Origin of the sequence: Archangium gephyra, from assembly GCF_042230915.1 — a bacterium.
GTDB classification, from domain to species: domain Bacteria; phylum Myxococcota; class Myxococcia; order Myxococcales; family Myxococcaceae; genus Archangium; species Archangium gephyra_B.
This window is the reverse complement of the sequence record NZ_CP102578.1, coordinates 10,523,339-10,540,003: the sequence shown is the minus strand read 5'-3', so window position 1 is coordinate 10,540,003 and position 16,665 is coordinate 10,523,339. Positions and strand designations below refer to the sequence as shown.

At 69.8% G+C, this 16,665-nt stretch carries 17 protein-coding genes; 8 read left to right on the top strand and 9 right to left on the bottom strand.

What is annotated here, in order from left to right:
- Window positions 1–451 precede the first annotated feature (451 nt).
- Both NR798_RS41390 and NR798_RS41385 read right to left on the bottom strand, forming a co-directional pair.
- Entirely contained in the window at window positions 452–796 is a 345-nt protein-coding gene (locus NR798_RS41390) for a histidine triad nucleotide-binding protein (protein WP_375768104.1), read from the bottom strand.
- A 62-nt stretch (window positions 797–858) separates the two neighbouring features.
- Window positions 859–2,325, bottom strand: a complete 1,467-nt coding sequence (locus tag NR798_RS41385) for a hypothetical protein (protein WP_375768103.1) — start codon at window positions 2,323–2,325, stop codon at window positions 859–861.
- Between the two features lie 50 nt (window positions 2,326–2,375).
- On the opposite strand from NR798_RS41385, the gene hprK reads away from it, so the two are divergent.
- The 8 genes from hprK (at window position 2,376) to ptsP (ending at window position 9,199) form a co-directional block, all read left to right on the top strand.
- A complete protein-coding gene (gene hprK, locus NR798_RS41380; RefSeq protein WP_375768102.1) occupies window positions 2,376–3,341 on the top strand; it encodes an HPr(Ser) kinase/phosphatase in 966 nt (321 codons plus the stop codon).
- Window positions 3,338–4,204 carry an RNase adapter RapZ gene (rapZ, locus tag NR798_RS41375; RefSeq protein WP_375768101.1) on the top strand — a complete coding sequence of 289 codons (867 nt, stop codon included), beginning with the start codon at window positions 3,338–3,340 and terminating at the stop codon, window positions 4,202–4,204. Before hprK ends, rapZ begins: the two co-directional genes overlap by 4 nt.
- 429 nt (window positions 4,205–4,633) lie before the next feature.
- A complete protein-coding gene (locus tag NR798_RS41370) occupies window positions 4,634–5,086 on the top strand; it encodes a PTS sugar transporter subunit IIA (protein ID WP_375768100.1) in 453 nt (150 codons plus the stop codon).
- 33 nt (window positions 5,087–5,119) lie between these two features.
- Entirely contained in the window at window positions 5,120–5,605 is a 486-nt protein-coding gene (locus NR798_RS41365) for a PTS system mannose/fructose/N-acetylgalactosamine-transporter subunit IIB (RefSeq protein ID WP_375768099.1), read from the top strand.
- Between the two features lie 4 nt (window positions 5,606–5,609).
- A complete protein-coding gene (locus tag NR798_RS41360) occupies window positions 5,610–6,326 on the top strand; it encodes a PTS sugar transporter subunit IIC (protein WP_375773907.1) in 717 nt (238 codons plus the stop codon).
- Window positions 6,323–7,090, top strand: coding sequence for a PTS system mannose/fructose/sorbose family transporter subunit IID (locus tag NR798_RS41355; protein ID WP_375768098.1), 768 nt, complete (start codon window positions 6,323–6,325; stop codon window positions 7,088–7,090). Before NR798_RS41360 ends, NR798_RS41355 begins: the two co-directional genes overlap by 4 nt.
- 25 nt (window positions 7,091–7,115) lie before the next feature.
- Window positions 7,116–7,394, top strand: a complete 279-nt coding sequence (locus tag NR798_RS41350) for an HPr family phosphocarrier protein (RefSeq protein ID WP_375768097.1) — start codon at window positions 7,116–7,118, stop codon at window positions 7,392–7,394.
- A gap of 41 nt (window positions 7,395–7,435) precedes the next feature.
- The gene (ptsP, locus tag NR798_RS41345) at window positions 7,436–9,199 is read left to right on the top strand and encodes a phosphoenolpyruvate--protein phosphotransferase (protein WP_375768096.1); all 1,764 of its coding nucleotides are present in this window, start codon (window positions 7,436–7,438) and stop codon (window positions 9,197–9,199) included.
- A 50-nt stretch (window positions 9,200–9,249) separates the two neighbouring features.
- Here the strand turns inward: ptsP and NR798_RS41340 are convergent, their stop codons facing one another.
- The 7 genes from NR798_RS41340 to NR798_RS41310 form a co-directional block, all read right to left on the bottom strand.
- Entirely contained in the window at window positions 9,250–9,780 is a 531-nt protein-coding gene (locus NR798_RS41340) for an MgtC/SapB family protein (protein WP_375768095.1), read from the bottom strand.
- A gap of 6 nt (window positions 9,781–9,786) precedes the next feature.
- Complete coding sequence (locus NR798_RS41335; protein WP_375768094.1) at window positions 9,787–10,380, bottom strand: MXAN_6521/LA_1396 family lipoprotein; 594 nt, start codon at window positions 10,378–10,380, stop codon at window positions 9,787–9,789.
- Between the two features lie 64 nt (window positions 10,381–10,444).
- Window positions 10,445–11,470: an anion permease gene (locus NR798_RS41330; RefSeq protein WP_375768093.1), complete on the bottom strand. Its 1,026-nt coding sequence runs from the start codon at window positions 11,468–11,470 to the stop codon at window positions 10,445–10,447.
- 1 nt (window position 11,471) lies between these two features.
- A complete protein-coding gene (locus NR798_RS41325; protein WP_375768092.1) occupies window positions 11,472–12,098 on the bottom strand; it encodes a DUF47 domain-containing protein in 627 nt (208 codons plus the stop codon).
- A gap of 107 nt (window positions 12,099–12,205) precedes the next feature.
- Complete coding sequence (locus NR798_RS41320; RefSeq protein WP_375768091.1) at window positions 12,206–12,559, bottom strand: response regulator transcription factor; 354 nt, start codon at window positions 12,557–12,559, stop codon at window positions 12,206–12,208.
- Window positions 12,560–12,634: 75 nt separating this feature from the next.
- On the bottom strand, window positions 12,635–15,082 hold the full coding sequence (locus NR798_RS41315) for a hypothetical protein (RefSeq protein WP_375768090.1): 2,448 nt from the start codon (window positions 15,080–15,082) through the stop codon (window positions 12,635–12,637).
- 39 nt (window positions 15,083–15,121) lie between these two features.
- Window positions 15,122–16,648 carry a pyridoxal phosphate-dependent decarboxylase family protein gene (locus NR798_RS41310; protein ID WP_375768089.1) on the bottom strand — a complete coding sequence of 509 codons (1,527 nt, stop codon included), beginning with the start codon at window positions 16,646–16,648 and terminating at the stop codon, window positions 15,122–15,124.
- Window positions 16,649–16,665 lie beyond the last annotated feature (17 nt).

The following is a 16,665-nucleotide window of genomic DNA, read 5'->3' as shown; positions in this document are numbered from 1 at the left end:
CTACCGGTGCGGACGGCCGTGCCGGATGGCGGAGCCCGGGAGTTGTCCGGAGGGATTCTTCTGCCGCGAAGGACTCAATGGTCCTTCCTGTCTGCCCACGTGTGAGGGCCGTGCGTGTCCCGAGGGCCAGGACTGTGTTCAATTTGGAGAGGGCGTGTCGGTATGTGCGCAGGTACATGGGCAGAACTGCCAGCGGACGCCCTGCGCTGGCGAGCAGAAGTGCTCTGTCCAGAGATCCTTCGACCGCCCGCGCGAAGCGTGGGGGACGTGTCTCATCCATTGTGGGGAGGACACGTCCGCCTGCCCCGAGGGCTTCGTCTGCCAGGTGAGCTACTGCAGGAAGACCTGTGACCCGGCCGTCCCTGGTGCCTGCGGACCCCACTACAAATGTCACCGCATTGCCGAGAAATACCCCTGGTTGTGCGAGCCGGACCTGTGAGGCTCGCGCTACCTACCCCGGAGGCCACTCCATGGGGCGTCCACCGAGCAGGTGCAGGTGGATGTGGAACACCGTCTGTCCGGCGTCGCGCTGGGTGTTGAAGACGAGCCGGTAGCCGCTGTCGGCGAGGCCGCGCTGGCGCGCCAGCTTCGCGGCGGTGAGGTGCAGGTGGCCCACCAGCTCGCGGTGGTTCTCGGTGAGGTCGTTCACCGTGGGGATGTGCTCGAGCGGGATGACGAGCAGGTGCGTGGGGGCCTGGGGGTTGATGTCCTCGATGGCCAGGCAGTGGTCATCCCGGTGGACGAGCCTGGCCGGGACATGACCGTCGCGAATCTTGCAGAAGATGCAATGGGACATGGGCGGCCCGGCTTAGCAGCGCGGTGCCTGGGGGAAAATGGCCCGCGTGGGAAAACGTTGGCTCACGGAAGGCGCGAGGACCAGGCCGGGTCCGGCGTGCAGCGGCCGTACGGCAGACGCACCAGGACGAAGGGGCCCTCGGAGGCCACCACCTCACCGTTGGCCACGCCACCCGAGAGGGTGAGCACGTGGCTGTAGAGGCGGGAGTCGCGCCCGGGGCCGTGGTGCGCGTAGAGGGGCACGTCGCGGTGGAAGTAGCTGTAGCCGCCCGTCCAGGCCAGGTGGATGCCCTCCACCTTCAGGCCGCACACGTCCGGAAGCTTGCCGGCGGTGATGAGCAGGCGGTTGGCCGGGCCGAAGTCGTCCCAGGCGTTCTGGAGGGACTTCGGCCCCGGGTACTGCCCGAGGTCCCGGAAGGTGAGCCCCCCTACACGCAGGCCGGAGAAGCCCGCCACCGCCACCACCGCCAGCGGCAGGGCGAGCCGGACGGGAGAGGGCGGCAGGTGGCGCAGCACCGTGTCCAACCCCACGCCGGCGAGCGCGGCGAACAGGGGCAGCGCGGGCACCAGGAAGCGCAGCTCCTTGTGCGGCTGCAGGGCGTGGAGGAGGTAGAAGGCGCCGGCCACTCCGAGCAGGCCCGGGGCCCGCCGCGCCGCGAACAGCGTCAGCACCGCCGTCACCAGGGTGACGCCCCCCATGGCCCGGAAGAGGACGCGGTTGTAGTAGCTGAAGGGCTCGGTGCCGAAGCTGGCGGCCCCGTTCTTCACCACGTTGAAGTCCACGTACACCAGGGCCGAGTGGAACCAGCGCCCCCAGGTGAGCCGGTCCAGCAGTCCGAAGAGGAAGGCCCACCCGGCGAGCACGGCCAGCGCGTCTCGCGCGGCCCGCCAGTCGCGCCGTGCCGCCAGCACCGCGAGCAGGCCCACGCAGAAGACGCCATTCTGCAGGCGCAGCAGCACGGCGAGCCCCAGCAGCGAGGCCCCGGCCACCCCCGCGCGGCGCGAGGCCCCCGGCGCGAGCGCCAGCCCCAGCCCCAGCACCACCGGCAGCGCCGAGGCGTTCTCGCTCATGGCCCGGGGCGCGAAGTAGAGGGGCACCGCCGCGAGCGCGAAGAGCGAGGCCCCCGCGCTGGCCGCCAGGGGCGAGGCGCCATACGCCCGGGCCATCCTCCAGCTCCCCCAGGCGGTGGCGGCCCCCAGCAGCCCGAAGACGCCCCGCGTCAGGCCCAGGTAGCCCCGCGGCTCCTCCAGCCCCAGCAGGGTGGACAGCTTGAACAGGGCGGCCACCAGCCCCGGCAGCGCCCAGGTGCGCGCCCCCTCGAGGAACTCCCAGGCCTGCATTCCGTAGCCGAAGACGAGCCGGTGGGCCGGCTCCAGGCTCTGGTAGATCTCATCCGGCCAGGACAGGCCGTCATCCGTGAGCGCCAGCCACACTCGGAGTATGGCTCCCACTCCCAGGAGCAGGACGAGGACGGCCCGGGCGAGGAGCCGCTCGGCGGGAGCTTCGGCGGTGGGGGGGGAGGCGGACATGAAGGGTTCACCACGCAAAAAGTCCGGCGGGTGATATTCCACCCGTGCCGATGAACTCAATCCGGGTCTCACAGCTCCTCGAGGATCGCGAGTACGACCTCCGGCTTACCCTGGTAGCGGGCGAGCGGGGGGTGCAACACCGCATCAACTCCTCGCGCATCCAGAAGCCAGGGCTGGCGCTCACGGGCTTCACCGAGCACCTCCACCCCCACCGGGTCCAGGTGTTCGGCAACACCGAGGTCTCCTACCTGCGCACGCTCCCCGAGGAGCGGCAGCGCGAGGTGCTGGACTCGCTCTTCCAGGAGGAGCTGGCCTGCGTGGTGGTGACCAAGGACATCGACCCGCCCCCCGCCCTGCGGGAGGCGTGCGAGAAGGCCGGGCTGGCGCTGATGCGCACCCCGCTGCTCTCCAGCCAGTTCATCCAGCAGGTGCAGGCCTTCCTGGAGGAGGCCCTCACCGAGGCCAGCAGCCTGCACGGCGTGCTGATGGACGTGTTCGGCGTGGGCATCCTGCTGCTGGGCAAGAGCGGCATCGGCAAGAGCGAGATCGCCCTGGACCTGGTGATGCGCGGCCACCGGCTGGTGGCCGACGACATCGTGGACGTGACGCGGCGCCGGCCCGGCGTGGTGTATGGCGCGGGCAACCCCGTCATCCGCCACCACATGGAGATCCGCGGCCTGGGCATCATCAACATCAAGGACCTGTTCGGCGTGGCCTCGGTGCGCGAGCGCAAGAAGATCGAGCTCGTGATTGAGCTGCACGAGTGGGACCCGCAACAGGAGTATGACCGGCTGGGCGTGGAGGACCGGTTCATGAACATCGTGGGCGTGGACATCCCGCTGTCGGTGGTGCCGGTGCGCCCCGGCCGTAACATGACCACCATCATCGAGGTGGCCGCGCGCAACCAGTTGCTCAAGCAGCAGGGTCACCACTCGGCGAGGGAGTTCGCCGAGCGGCTCAACCGCGCCATCGCCGAAGGGGCGATGCGCCGCTCCATGGGTGAGGAAGTCGAGTGAAAACGGCCCCCGCCAAGCACGTCGTCATCATCTCGGGCATGTCCGGCTCGGGCAAGTCCACCGCCATCCGCGCGCTGGAGGATGTCGGCTTCTTCTGCATCGACAACCTGCCGGTGCTGCTGCTGCCCAAGCTGACGGAGCTGGCCGGTGGCGGGCAGTTCGAGCACCTGGCGCTGGTGGTGGACGCGCGTGAGGGCATCTTCCTGCACGAGGCGCCGCGGGTGCTCGACGAGGTGCGCCGGGCGGGGCACCACGTGGAGGTGCTCTTCCTGGACGCGAGCGACGAGAGCCTCATCCGCCGCTTCAGCGAGACGCGCCGCCGCCACCCGCTGGCGCCCACCGGCAGTGTGTCAGAGGGGATTCAAGCCGAGCGCGAGGCGCTCAAGGATCTGCGGGAGCTGGCCGACCAGGTCATCGACTCCTCGGTGCTCAACGTGCACGACCTGAAGCGCATGGTGCAGGGGCGCTTCAACCCGGAGCCGGCGAGCGGCCCGTCGCTGTCCGTCATGTCCTTCGGCTTCCGGCACGGGGTGCCGCCGCAGGCGGACCTGGTGTTCGACGTGCGCTTCCTGCCCAACCCGTACTTCGTCCCGGAACTCAAGGGGCTCACGGGCAAGGACCCGCGGGTGTCCGCGTACGTGCTGGACCGCGAGGAGACGCAGCAGTTCGTGGAGAAGGTGGTGGACCTCTGCCGCTTCCTCTTCCCGCGCTACCAGAAGGAGGGCAAGGCGTACCTGACGGTGGCGCTGGGGTGCACCGGCGGCAAGCACCGCTCGGTGGCCATCGCCGAGGAGCTGCGCAAGCGCCTCGTCGGGGACAACCAGCGCGTGCAGCTGTGGCACCGCGACGTCGAGAAGGAGTAGGGCGCGCGGCGCCGGGCCACTGCCTCTTCTCCCGGTGGGCACACCTTTGCCCTCAAGCGGAGCGGGTGCTTCCCCGCCGGTTGACTCCTCCCTCTCCCGCCAGGAGAGGGCCGGGTGCGGCTTGTGCCCCTGCGCCCTCACACCCTCCTCCCGCGCGCACCATCCAAATGAGTGGCAAGATGCGGAAGCAGCTCGGCGCTCCTCCCATCTGTCCCTGCCTCCTCGTCTGGCAGCCGACAGCGCCTCGTCCGAAGCGCGGTGAAATTGCGGGCGGAGGGCCGAAACCTGACTTACCTTCCTCCGGGAAGGCAAGGTGGGTGGGAGTGGGGTGGTGGCTTGGGTGCCAACGGAAACTTTCGGTGGGGGTTGCGCATCGCACCATTCAGGCGTAGTCAGGCAAGCCCCGGGGGGGCTGGGTGAGAGGTGATCATGGTCGGCCTCGTAGTGGCATCGCACGGACGTCTGGCGGACGAGCTGGTGGCGACCGCTGAGCAGATCGTGGGCAAGCTGCCTGCGGTGGCGACCTGCAACATCGAGCCTGGAACCTCGGTCGAGGAGCTCCGGGCGAAGATGCGGCAGGCGGTGACCGAGTTGGACCAGGGCGATGGCGTCATCGTCATGGCCGACCTCTTCGGCGGCACTCCCTGCAAGGAGTCGCTGATGATGTGCTCGGAGCGCTGTCAGTCGGGCAAGCTGGAGGTGCTCGCGGGCGTGAACCTCCCCATGCTCCTCAAGGCCAACTCCCTGCGCTCCGAGGACCTGCCGCTGGCGGAGATGGCCAGCCAGCTGGCCATCTACGGACAGCGCAACATCACCTGTGCTTCAGCCCTGTTGCGCGAGGCCCAGCAGCGTCAGACGCAGCCGCCCGCGCCGCGAACTTGACGGCCCCCCGAGGGTGGGCGATTCGAGACTGCTGTGATCACCCTGGTCCGCGTCGACAACCGCCTCATTCATGGACAGGTCGTCGAGGCCTGGCTCCCGCATTTGAAGGTCTCTCGCGTCGTCGTCGCTGACGACGAGGCGGCCGGCAGCCCGCTGGTGCGCGCCGCCATGGCCCTGGCGGTGCAGAGCGCCATCGAGGTCCAAATCTTCCCGCTGGCGCAGGTGGACTTCGCGGGCATCTCCAAGGATCCCGTCAAGACGCTGGTGCTGCTGAGGGACGTGGCGGCGGCGCCCTTCGCCAAGGCGCACGGGCTGAAGGTGGACCAGCTCAACCTGGGCAACGTGCACTTCGGGACGGGCCGGCGGCAGGTGTCGCCGTCCGTCTTCCTGGCCGAGTCGGAGCTGCAGGCGCTGCAGCGGCTGGCGGAGGACGGGGTGCGCGTGGAGGCGCGGGCGGTGCCGGCGGAGAAGCCGGTGGAGCTGGCGGAGCTGCAGGAGCGCTGGGGGAAGGGTGGGTGAGTCCGTGAGCGTGGGCTGGACCCAGGTGGCGCTCGCTGGCGTCTGGGGCGGCCTCGTCGCGGTGGAGCGAAAGGCCTTCCTGCAGGCCATGTTCTCCCGCCCGCTGGTGGCGGCCACCGCCATGGGGCTGCTGCTCAACGACGTGCCCTCGGGGCTCTTCATCGGCATGTTGCTGGAGCTCTTCCACCTGGGCACGGCCAACCTGGGCGCCTCGCTGCCGGACAACGACACGCTGTCGGCCACCGGCACCTCGGCGGCGGCGGCCACCATGGCGGCGGCCACCGGCGCGGGCTCCACCCCGGCCCTCTGGTCCATCGCCATCCTCCTCTTCATCGGGCTGGCGCGGCTGGGCCTGCAGGTGGACCGGGTGCTGGAGCGCTACTCGTCGCGGCTGGCGCGCAAGGCCATGGCCTCGGCCGAGGCCGGCCAGCTCACCCGCGCCATGCAGCAGAACCTCTGGGGCATGTGGCCGCACTTCGTCCTCTTCGGGCTGATTACGGCCGCGTGCGCGCTGGTGGGCTTCTTCCTCGGGCCCCAGCTGGCGCGGCTGCCCCTGCCGGTGTTGCGGGGGCTGGCGTGGGCCTCCCCGGCCATGGCCTCGGTGTCGGCCTGCATCGCCGCGCGGGGCAGCCATGCCCGGCGCGCCCCCCTGTTCGCGGGCCTGGGGGCCGGCCTCGTCACCCTGGCCGTGCTCCTCTTCTTGCTCCGGGGGGGCCCGTGAGCGCCGCCAGCCCGCCCCTCACCCGCGGAGTGCTGCTGCGCGTCTTCCTGCGCTCGCTCTTCCTGCAGGCCTCCTGGAATCCGCAGGGCATGCAGAACCTGGGGCTGGCCTACGCCATCTACCCCGCGCTGGAGCGGCTCTACCCCGACAAGCAGGCACTCGAGGCGGCGGTGCGCCGGCACCTCGTCTTCTTCAACACCCACCCGTACGTGGCGGCGGCCATCGTGGGCGGGGTGCTCTACCACGAGCAGCGCATTGCCCGGGGCGAGGAGCCGCCGGACCGGGTGGTGGCCTTCAAGGCGGCCCTCATGGGCCCCCTGGCGGCGCTGGGGGATGGCTTCTTCTGGCTGTCGCTCAAACCGGCCACCGGGGCGGTGTGCGCGGCGCTGGTGCCGCTGTTGGAGGCGTGGGCGGCGGTGGTGTTCCTCTTCCTCTACAACCTCGTCCACCTGACGCTCCGGGCCCGGTTGTACTTGCTGGGACTGGCGTTGGGGGACAGGCTGGTGGAAGCGGTGGCCCGGGCCAACCTTCCCACCCGGGGAGCGAAGCTGCGGGCGGTGGCGGCGGCATGTGCGGGCGGGCTGGCGGCCTGGCTGGCCGTCTCCTTCGGGAAGAGCGCGGGGGGCCGGTTCGCGCCCCTGTTGTCTGCGGGCTGCCTGGCCCTGGGGGTGGTGTCCTACCTCCTGGTCGCCCGTCGGGTTCCTAACTACGTGGTGCTCTATCTCGCCGCGGGACTGGCCTGTGTGGCGGGGGCCTTCTTGTAGAAAGAGTGGAGAACAGGGACTGGCAATGTCGAGCGTGGCCGAAGGGACATTCGAGATCATCAACGCGCTGGGGCTGCATGCCCGGGCGGCGGCGCAGCTGGTCCAGGTGGCCAACCGCTACAAGAGCGAGGTGACGCTCCTGTGCGAGGGCCAGAAGGCCAATGCCAAGTCCATCATGGGCGTGCTGATGCTGGCGGCGGCCCAGGGCATGGAAGTGACGGTGACGTGCAAGGGAGACGACGCCGAGGCGTGTCTCCAGGACATCCAGAAGCTCATCGCCAACAGGTTCGGCGAGTCGAAGTGAAGCCAGTTACGCGGCGAGCCGCCGCAGACGAAGAAGGGACCGTGAGCAGCCAGGCCACCCCCACGTTGAGTCTCAAGGGCATCGGCGCCTCTCCAGGCGTGGCGGTGGGCCACGCCTACATCCTGGACCGCAAGCGGGTGCGCACCCCCAAGCTGCGGCTGGCCGAGGCCGAGGTCGATCCCGAGCGTATGCGGATGAAGACGGCCCTGGAGCTGTCCGACCGCCAGCTCTCCGAGCTCAAGGAGCAGATCACCCGCTCCGAGGGGCCCGAGCACGGCCTCATCATCGAGGCGCACCGGTTGATGCTCCACGATCCGATGTTCGTGGACGAGGTGAACCGGCTCATCGTCGAGGACCGCATCAACGCGGAGTGGGCGGTGCGGCGGGTGGCGCGCAAGCTCAAGCACCTCTTCGACAACATCCCGGACGAGTACTTCCGCGAGCGGCGCTCGGACGTGGAGTACGTGGCGGACCGGGTGGTGCGCAACCTGATGGGGCAGGTAGTGGACGAGGAGGTGTCGCTGCCGGACCACGCGGTGGTGGTGGCGCATGATTTGTCGCCGGCGGACACGGCGATGATGGCGCGCAGCGGGCGGGTGGCGGGCTTCGTCACGGACCTGGGCGGACAGACAAGCCACACGGCCATCGTCGCGCGCGCCCGCTCCACGCCGGCGGTGGTGGGCGCGGGACGGGCCAGTGAGCAGATTTCGCCGGGGGACCTGGTGGCCATGGATGGCACGCGCGGCCTCGTCCTGGTCAACCCGACGGAGGACCAGCTGGCGCTCTTCCACGAGACGATGCGACGCCACCAGGAGATCGAGGCCCGGGCCCTGGAGGCCAAGGATCTGCCGGCGCAGAGCACGGACGGCTACCGCATGCGGCTGGTGGGGAACATCGAGTTCCCGGAGGAGATCCAGTCCCTGCTGGAGCACGGGGCGGAGGGCATCGGCCTGTACCGCACCGAGTTCATGTTCCTGGACCGCAAGAGCCCGCCGACGGAGGAGGAGCAGTACCGCGCCTACCGGCAGGTGCTGGAGGCGATGGGCGGCCGGCCCGTCACCATCCGCACGCTGGACCTGGGCGGGGACAAGGTGCCGGGGAAGGGCAAGCACGAGAAGGAGCCCAACCCGGCCATGGGGCTGCGGGCCATCCGCTACTGCCTGGCGAACCGGGAGCTGTTCCGGGTGCAGCTCAGGGCCCTGCTGCGGGCGAGCGTGCACGGGAACATGCGGATGATGTTCCCCCTCATCTGCGGGATGAGCGAGCTGCGCGAGGCCCGGAGCGAGCTGGAGGCCTGCCGCACGGAGCTGGGGCGTGCGGGCGTGCCGCTCGGCAAGCGCTTCCAGGTGGGCATCATGGTGGAGACGCCGAGCGCGGCGTTGATCGCCGACCGGCTGGCGCAGGAGGCGGACTTCTTCTCGGTGGGGACGAACGACCTCATCCAGTACTCGCTGGCGATCGACCGGCAGAACCGGGACGTGGCCTACCTGTACAAGCCCCTGCACCTGTCGGTGCTGCGCTCGCTGAAGAACATCGTGACGGCGGCGAAGGGGGCGGGCATCCCGGTGGCCATGTGCGGGGAGATGGCGGGCGACCCCATCTACGCGCTGGTGCTGCTGGCGCTGGGCTTCGACGAGCTGTCGATGACGGCGGGGCAGATTCCCACGGTGAAGGGCATCATCCGCGAGGCGAGCCGGGCGGATGCGCAGCAGTTGCTCGAGACGGCGATGGAACTGACGACGGCCGAGGAGATCGAGCGCTTCATCCGCACGGAGATGGACCGGCGCCTGGGCGAGCAGCAGTAAGGACCCACCCACCCCTCTCCCTCTGGGAGAGGGCTGGGGTGAGGGTCTCCCTACTCGAGCTTCACCCTGTCCTCGTCACTCCCGACAGGCTCGCGGGAGGACAGCTCGCGATCTGCGACGAGCCCGTACTTCTTGCGGAAGCGGCGGATGGCGCGCTCGAGGAAGCGCAGGCCCACGAGGGTGAAGAGGGCGAGCGCCACGGTGGCGGTGGCGAGCACGGGGACGCCGAACCCGACGGCGAGGCCCACGGAGGCGGTGAGCCAGAGGTTGGCGGCGGTGGTGAGGCCGCGGACGTTGGCGCCGTGGCGGAGGATGGCGCCGCCGCCGAGGAAGCCGATGCCGACGACGACCTGACTGGCGATGCGGGTGATGTCGGCGCGGACCTCCTGGTGCGTGTCGGGACCGAGGGGCTGCTCGGCGAAGAGGCTGGTGAGGGTGAAGACGCACGAGCCCATGCAGACGAGGATGTGCGTGCGCAACCCCGCGCTCTGCCCGCGCACCTCGCGCTCGAAGCCGAGCGCGAAGCCGAGCCCGAAGGAGATGCCGAGCCGGATGAGAGCGGTGCTCTGGTCCACCAGCATGGGTGGTTACTCCCCGAGCTCGATCTTCTCCTCGACGTCCGCGTCATTGAGCTGGGGGCGGGGGAGGGTGTCGAGGGTGGCGCTGAGGAGGCGGAAGGTGGGGCCGACGTAGGGCGCCACGCCGGAGCCGAGCTCGCTGGTGTACTGGGCGGTGAGCTCCGTGTAGCGCTCATCCTCGGAGGGCCAGCTGCCGGCGGCGTCGGCGGCCCAGACCTCCTGGCCATCGCGGCAGCGCAGTAGCTGGGCCTTCACCGCGGCCTCCACGCCGTTGCCGGCGCGCTTCACCTCGGGGGAGAGCCAGAGGATGCCCTCGATGCCCTCGACGCACAGGCCCTTGTGGGAGGTGTCCTCGGGGTTGCCGGCGAGGGCGATGTTGGCCTTGGCGATGAAGTCGCGGTTCTGGTTGACGTAGCGGCGGGCGATGAGGCTCCACAGCTCGCCGACGTCCTGCTTGCCGTCGGGGAGCGGCTGGGTGACCACGGCCAGCCGCTTCACCTGGGTCTTGTCCACGGCCTCGTAGTCGGGGCGGACGCGGCTGCTCTTCACGGTGGCACAGCCGGCGAGCAGCACGAGTCCCAGCACGAGCGCGAGTCGGTTCATCGTCGGTTTCCTCTCCCGGCCCTGCTCCCGGCGCGGGAGAGGGGCGCCCGGTTCTACACCACTCTCACCCCACGGCCATGACCACGAGCCGGGACAGTCCGTAGACGAGCACTGCCATGAGCGCCGAGGCGGGGATGGTGAACACCCAGGCCCAGATGATGCGGCCCGCCGTGCCCCACTTCACCGCGCGCCAGCCCTTCGTGGAGCCCACGCCCGTGATGGCGCCGGTGATGGTGTGCGTGGTGGACACTGGGATGCCCAGCTTCGCCAGCGCGATGATGGTGACGCCTCCGCCCGTCTCCGCGGCGAAGCCTCCAATAGGCGCCAGCTTGGTGAGGCTGTGGCCCATCGTCTTCACGATGCGCCAGCCTCCGAAGAAGGTGCCCAGCGAGATGGCCGCGTGGCACGAGATGATCATCCACCAGTCGATGTGGAAGGGCCGGTCCTTCCAGATGGTGCCGAAGAGCACCACCGCGATGATGCCCATCACCTTCTGCGCGTCATTGGTGCCGTGGCTGTAGGAGAAGATGCCCGAGGACACGAGCTGCAGGCGCCGGAACCACGTGTCCACCTTCAGGGGCGTCTGCTTGTGCACCGTCCAGGTGCTCACCACCATCAGCGCCGTGCCGAGCACCATGCCGATGAGCGGCGAGAGCACGATGAAGGCGGCGATCTTCGCGATGCCCGTGCCCATCAGTCCGGCCATGCCGAGCACCGGCAGCGTGGCGCCAATCATTCCTCCCGCCAGCGCGTGCGAGGACGAGGAGGGCAGGCCCCACCACCACGTCAGCAGGTTCCACGCGATGGCGCCCATCAGCGCGGAGAAGATGACCAGCAGCACCGCTTGCGAGCCCGCGGCCCGAAGCATCTCGAAGTCGATGATGCCCTTGCCCATGGTGTTGGCCACCTGCACCCCACCGCCGAACGCGGCGATGAAGTTGAAGAAGGCGGCCCACGCGACTGCCAGGTTCGGCGACAGCACCCGCGTGGACACCACGGTGGCGATGGAGTTGGCCGCGTCGTGGAAGCCGTTGATGAAGTCGAAGACGAGCGCGACCGCGACGATGAGGATGACAGCGGCGAGCAGCATTTTACGAGTGCTCCAGGACCACGCCTTCGATGACGTTCGCCACACCCTGGCACTTGTCGGTGGCTGTCTCGATGAGGTCGTAGATCTCCTTCCACTTGATGATCGTCAGCGTGTCCACGCCGCTCTTGAAGAGCCGGCCCAGCCCCGCGCGCAGCGCCTCGTCCGCCTGGGTCTCCAGGCGCTTGATCTCCTTGCACCCGGCGAGGATCTGCTCGGGCTTCTTGATGAGCCGCAGCGCCGCCACCACCTCCTGGACCTTCTCGGCGCTGAGCACCAGCAGCCGCGCCAGCTCGGTGGCGTCCGGCAGGCTCGACTGGATCTCGTAGTAGTGGATGCGCGACGCCGCGGCGTTGGCCAGGTCCAACACGTCGTCGATGCGCGACAGCAGGGTGTGGATCTGCGCCCGGTCGAACGGGGTGATGAACTGCTTGTGCAGCCGGTTGAAGGCGGTGTGCGTCACCTCATCGCCCTTGTGCTCTATGGCCTTGAGGGCCTGCACCTTGGTGGCCACGTCCTGGAAGTCGCTCAGCAGGGCGTGCAGCATGCGGGCGCCCTCCACCGTGACGGCACACTGCGCATCGAAGTCGTCGAAGAACTCGTCCGACTTGGGCATCAGCTTCTCGAGCATCGCGCTTCTCCTGGGCCGGACTCGATGCGTCCTGTCACCCATTCCGTTGCGAGGGCGTGACTACAACACCTGTGGATAAGTACCAGCATGAAAGATGCGTGGGGGTCTCAAGGAGTCGCGAGCAGCGCGGTGACCCGCGCCACCACCTCCTGCACCTTGAAGGGTTTGAGAATGACCTCCACTCCCTGGACCCGGGCGTGGGCATCCGGACGGGCGGAGAGCACCAGGACGCGCAGAGCGCTCGTGGCCGGGTGGGCCCGCAGCTGCCGGTACAGCTCGGCCCCGTCCATGTCGGGCAGCATCAGGTCCAGCAGGACGAGGTCCGGCAGGGCCTCGCGCACCCGCTCCAGGGCCTCCGCGCCCGTATGCGCCTGGGTGGTGGTGAAGCCCGCCCGCCCGAGGTTGTACGCCAGCAGCCCCGCCAGGTCCGGCTCGTCATCGACGATCAGGATGTGCGGCATGCGCGGACTGTAGAGCCCCCCACTCCCCGCATCGTGACACTTTCGTGACAGGTGGACCGGAGCCGCACTCGCCGCTCAGGTAATCCACTGCGCGAACGGCTCGAACACCCACTGTCCGTCCTGCATCCGCGCCAGGTATCCCCCTCCGCGCCAGTGCTCATCCCACGTGATGAGGGCCTGGTCTCCCGCCGCGTTGAAGAGGAGCTCCACGCTCAGGCCAAAGAAGCGGCCGAAGCGCTCCTGGGCCTTCGTGAGCTCCCCGGACGTGAGCACCAGGGTGCGCGAGGACAGCTGGACGCCGCGCAGGCCGCCACGGTCCATCTCGAGGAAGGTGGCGTCATAGCGGGATTCCGGCGTGGTGCCCTTCGGCAGCCGCAGGGGATTCCGCGGCCCATCCTCGTCGGGCAGGCCCACCTCCAGGCCCTGGGGCACGTCCTCCCCGCCCTTCAGCGTGGCGAGGAAGGCCGTCAGGAGCCGGGCCTGGGGGCTCTCCGCGCCGCGTTGGACGGCGGGCACGTGCGGGAGGGGATCCTCCCCGTCGGAGAGACCATCGCCATCGGTGTCCGCGGCCTTCGGATCGGTGAGGAAGCGCTCCTCGACGAGGTCCGGCAGCCCATCCGCGTCGGAGTCCTTCTGGAGCTCGGAGAGGCGGGCCTGGAGGAAGAGGTTCTTCTTCTCCCGCTTCATCTGGAGGCGGATGGGCGGGAAGGTGATGCTCTTCTCCTCCAGCTCGCGCACGGAGGCCTCGAGCCGGAGCGTGTCGCCGTCGAGCATGGGGAGCGAGGACTTCTTCGCCAGCTCGTAGGGCCTGTATTGCCGCAGGCCCGTGTAGAGCAGCGAGCCCCAGCTCTTGCCCCCGTCCTGGGACTCGAGGAGCCAGTAGCCACCGCCGGAGACTTCGCCCGCCGGGTCGAGCCGATGCGAGAGGGCGAGCAGCAAGACGCGCTCGCCGGAGCGCTCGGCGCGCACGGGGTGGAAGCCGCGAGGCGGCTGGACTCCGCTCTGGATGGGACGCCAGCGCGGCGCCGCCTTGGGCTTGGGGGCCTCGGTCAGTGGGTGCTCGGTGAAGGGCGAGGCGGGCGGCGCGGCGAGCAGCTCGCGGATGCGGGCGGCGACCGGGTCGGGCTCCGCGGCGGGCGTGCTGTCCCCGGCCTGCTTCGGGAGGGCCGCGAGGGTGGACTCGAGCCGCGCGAGCCGCACCTTGCCGGCGGCCTCGAAGGTGGCCCGTGCGCTGTCGAGGAAGGCGAGGTGGGCCCGCAGCGGCACGGAGCCGGCTTCGCGCCGCTCGTCCTCCACCGCGTAGCTCAGGTGCGAGCGCACCTTCTCCGGGTAGCGGGACTGGAGGGCCTGGGCGAGCAGGACGTTCCACGGGTACATGAGCACCCGGCTGCAGCGCGCATCCGCGACGAGGACCGTGAACGGGTCGCCCCTGGGCTCCGGCTTCAGGAGGAAGGCGAGGAGGGCGTGATGGACCTCGGGACCGCATTCATGGCGCCGCTCCTGGGGACTCGAGGGGACCGGGGCCTGGGCGAACCACTCCGCCGCCGCCTGGCTGGCACCACCGAGGAGCAGGGCCGCGGCGAGGCCAGGGCGGAGGTCTTCCAGGGGCACCACCTCCTCGTGCTCTCCCAGTCCTGTGCTGTAGACGCTGCGGGAGCTCTGGAGGGTCCATCTCCCCGCGAGAAGCCCCTCCCGCGCCGTGGGCGGGAGTTGCCGGGCCAGCTCCACCGCGAGCGACGGCTGCTGCTGCTGCAGGAGGTTGCGGAGGAGCCGCTCGGCGAGCGCGGTGGGGAAGTCCCCGTCCTGACGGGCGCGCAGGGCCTGGAAGGCGGCGAAGTAGAAGAGGGTGGCCGCCCCACCGCTCTCGTCCAGTCCGAGCGCCTCGAGCGCGCGCGGCAGCGTCTCCGGTTGACGGCTGACGGCGAGGGCGGCGAGCGAGACGTTCCAGCCGCCCGAGCCCCCGCCCATCCGGGAGAGCTGGAGGGCTGATTCGATGGGCGCGGGTGCGGCGTTCAGGGTCTCGAGGAAGCGCGCCTCGTACTCCGCTGCCGGCAACTGGTAGCTCTGGGAGAGGGTGAGGATCGCCGTGAGCACGGCCAGACTGCCAGGCGCCTCGCGCGCGGCCTCTACGTAGGAGTCCAGCGCGCGCCGGACCTGCTCGGAAGTGAGTGTCGCGAAGGGCTCGCCCGGAGGGAAGGCCACGAGCTGGCCGATGAGCAGCGCTCGTGCCGCGGCCGCGTTCAACGCGTACCGCTCCCGCAGCTTCGCGATGGCGTGGGCGGGCTCGGGGCGCTCGAGCGCGGCCTGCACGATGACCCGGTAGGGATCCTCCAGGCCCAGGCGCTTGAAGCGCCACTCCGCTTCGAGCTCCGGGGGCTCCTCCAGCTTCCCGAACTTGCGGAGGAGCCCGCGCAGCTCGGTATCACCCGTGGGAGGAGAGGCCGCGAAGGTGGGGCTCGCGAGCCCGAGCAGGAGCAGACCCAACCACCACCAGCCCACGATGGACACACCCGGCTTGCGCATGCGCTCCCCCTCCGAGTCACTTCACCGAGGACGTTACCCTCAGACCTTGTAGATGAGGTCCATGTACTTCTTGAGCAGGTCGCTCAAGAGCCCCCGGAAGGGCACCGTGCCCGCCATGCCGTAGACGGGCGCCATGGTGCCCTTCTCCTCCGGGTGGGCGCGCACGTGCGCGATGGCGGCCTTCAGGTCCTCGAGGAACCGCTCGGCCACCCCGGGCTGCGTGTGCCGCTGGGTGACACACAGGTGCACCGCGGCCGGCTTGTGCAGCCCGTTGAGGCTCCAGCCCTTCTCACCCATGTGCTCCATGACTTTATAGATGTCCACGTCGTCCGAGCCGAAGGCGATGACGAAGAGCGGCTCGCCGAGCACGTGCAGGCCGGGGATGGAGCGGATGCCGCGCTTGAGGGTGTCCGCCGTCTCGAGGATGCGCCGGGTGGCGTCCAGGTAGCCCGTCTCGCCGGTGGCCACGAGCGAGGCCCACGCGGCCGCGATGAGGGCCCCGGGGCGGCTGCCGGAGAAGGTGGGGGAGAAGTAGATGCCGCCGGGCCACTCGGTGGCGGTGAAGTATTGGTACGAGCGCAGCGCGGTGCCACGGTAGAGCACCACGGACGTGCCCTTGGCGGCGTAGCCGAACTTGTGCGTGTCCGCGGACATGGACGTCACCCCGGGCAGCCGGAAGTCGAAGTCCGGCACCGGGTAGCCCAGCTTCTTCGCCCAGGGCAGCACGAAGCCGCCCAGGCACGCGTCGGTGTGGAAGCCGATGCCCCGCTTGCGCGCCAACTCCGACAGCTCCTCGATAGGGTCAATGACCCCGTGCGGGAACCCCGGCGCCGAGCCGATGAGCACGATGGTGTTGCGATTGATGGCCTTGCGCGTGGCCTTCACGTCCGCGCGGTAGTCCGGCCCCACGGGCACGCGCACCATCTTGATGCCGAAGTAGTGCGCGGCCTTGTCGAAGGCGGGGTGCGCGCTGGAGGGCGCCACCATCTCGGGGCGGGTGATGCCCTTCGTCTCGTGCGCCCAGTCCCGGTACGTCTTCATCGCGAGCATGATGCTCTCGGTGCCGCCCGAGGAGAGCGCGCCGCAGATGTGCTCCTCCGGGGCCCGGCCCGCGTTGGCCTCGGCGGCGCCGAGCATGTGGGCCGTCATGGCCACCACCTCGGCCTCGAACTTGGTGGCGCTGGGCCAGAGGTCCGCGTGCAGCGGATTGCTCTGCGAGTTGAGCGCGTACACGCGGTTGAGGAAGTCGATGTGCCCGGAGTCACCGTGGTACACGGCTCCCGACACGTAGCCCTCCTTCCAGCGGTCCTCCTCCTTCTCGTGCATGGCCTCCATCTGCTTCAGCACCTCCTCGTGCGGGAGGCCCTGGGCGGGGAGCGTGTCGAAGGTGGGCGTCTGGCCGCGGTAGGGCTTCAGTCCACCCTCCAGCCCGGCCAGCATCGAGTCCGTCTCCTTCGCCAGCCGCTCGCGCAGCAGGGGGACGCTCTTGAGGTAGCGCTCCGCCGCCGACAGCAGCCGGGGGGGCATGCGGTTGAGGAGATTCGTTCCGAGCTCGGGCAGATCCATGGTTGCAGTGCTCCCGT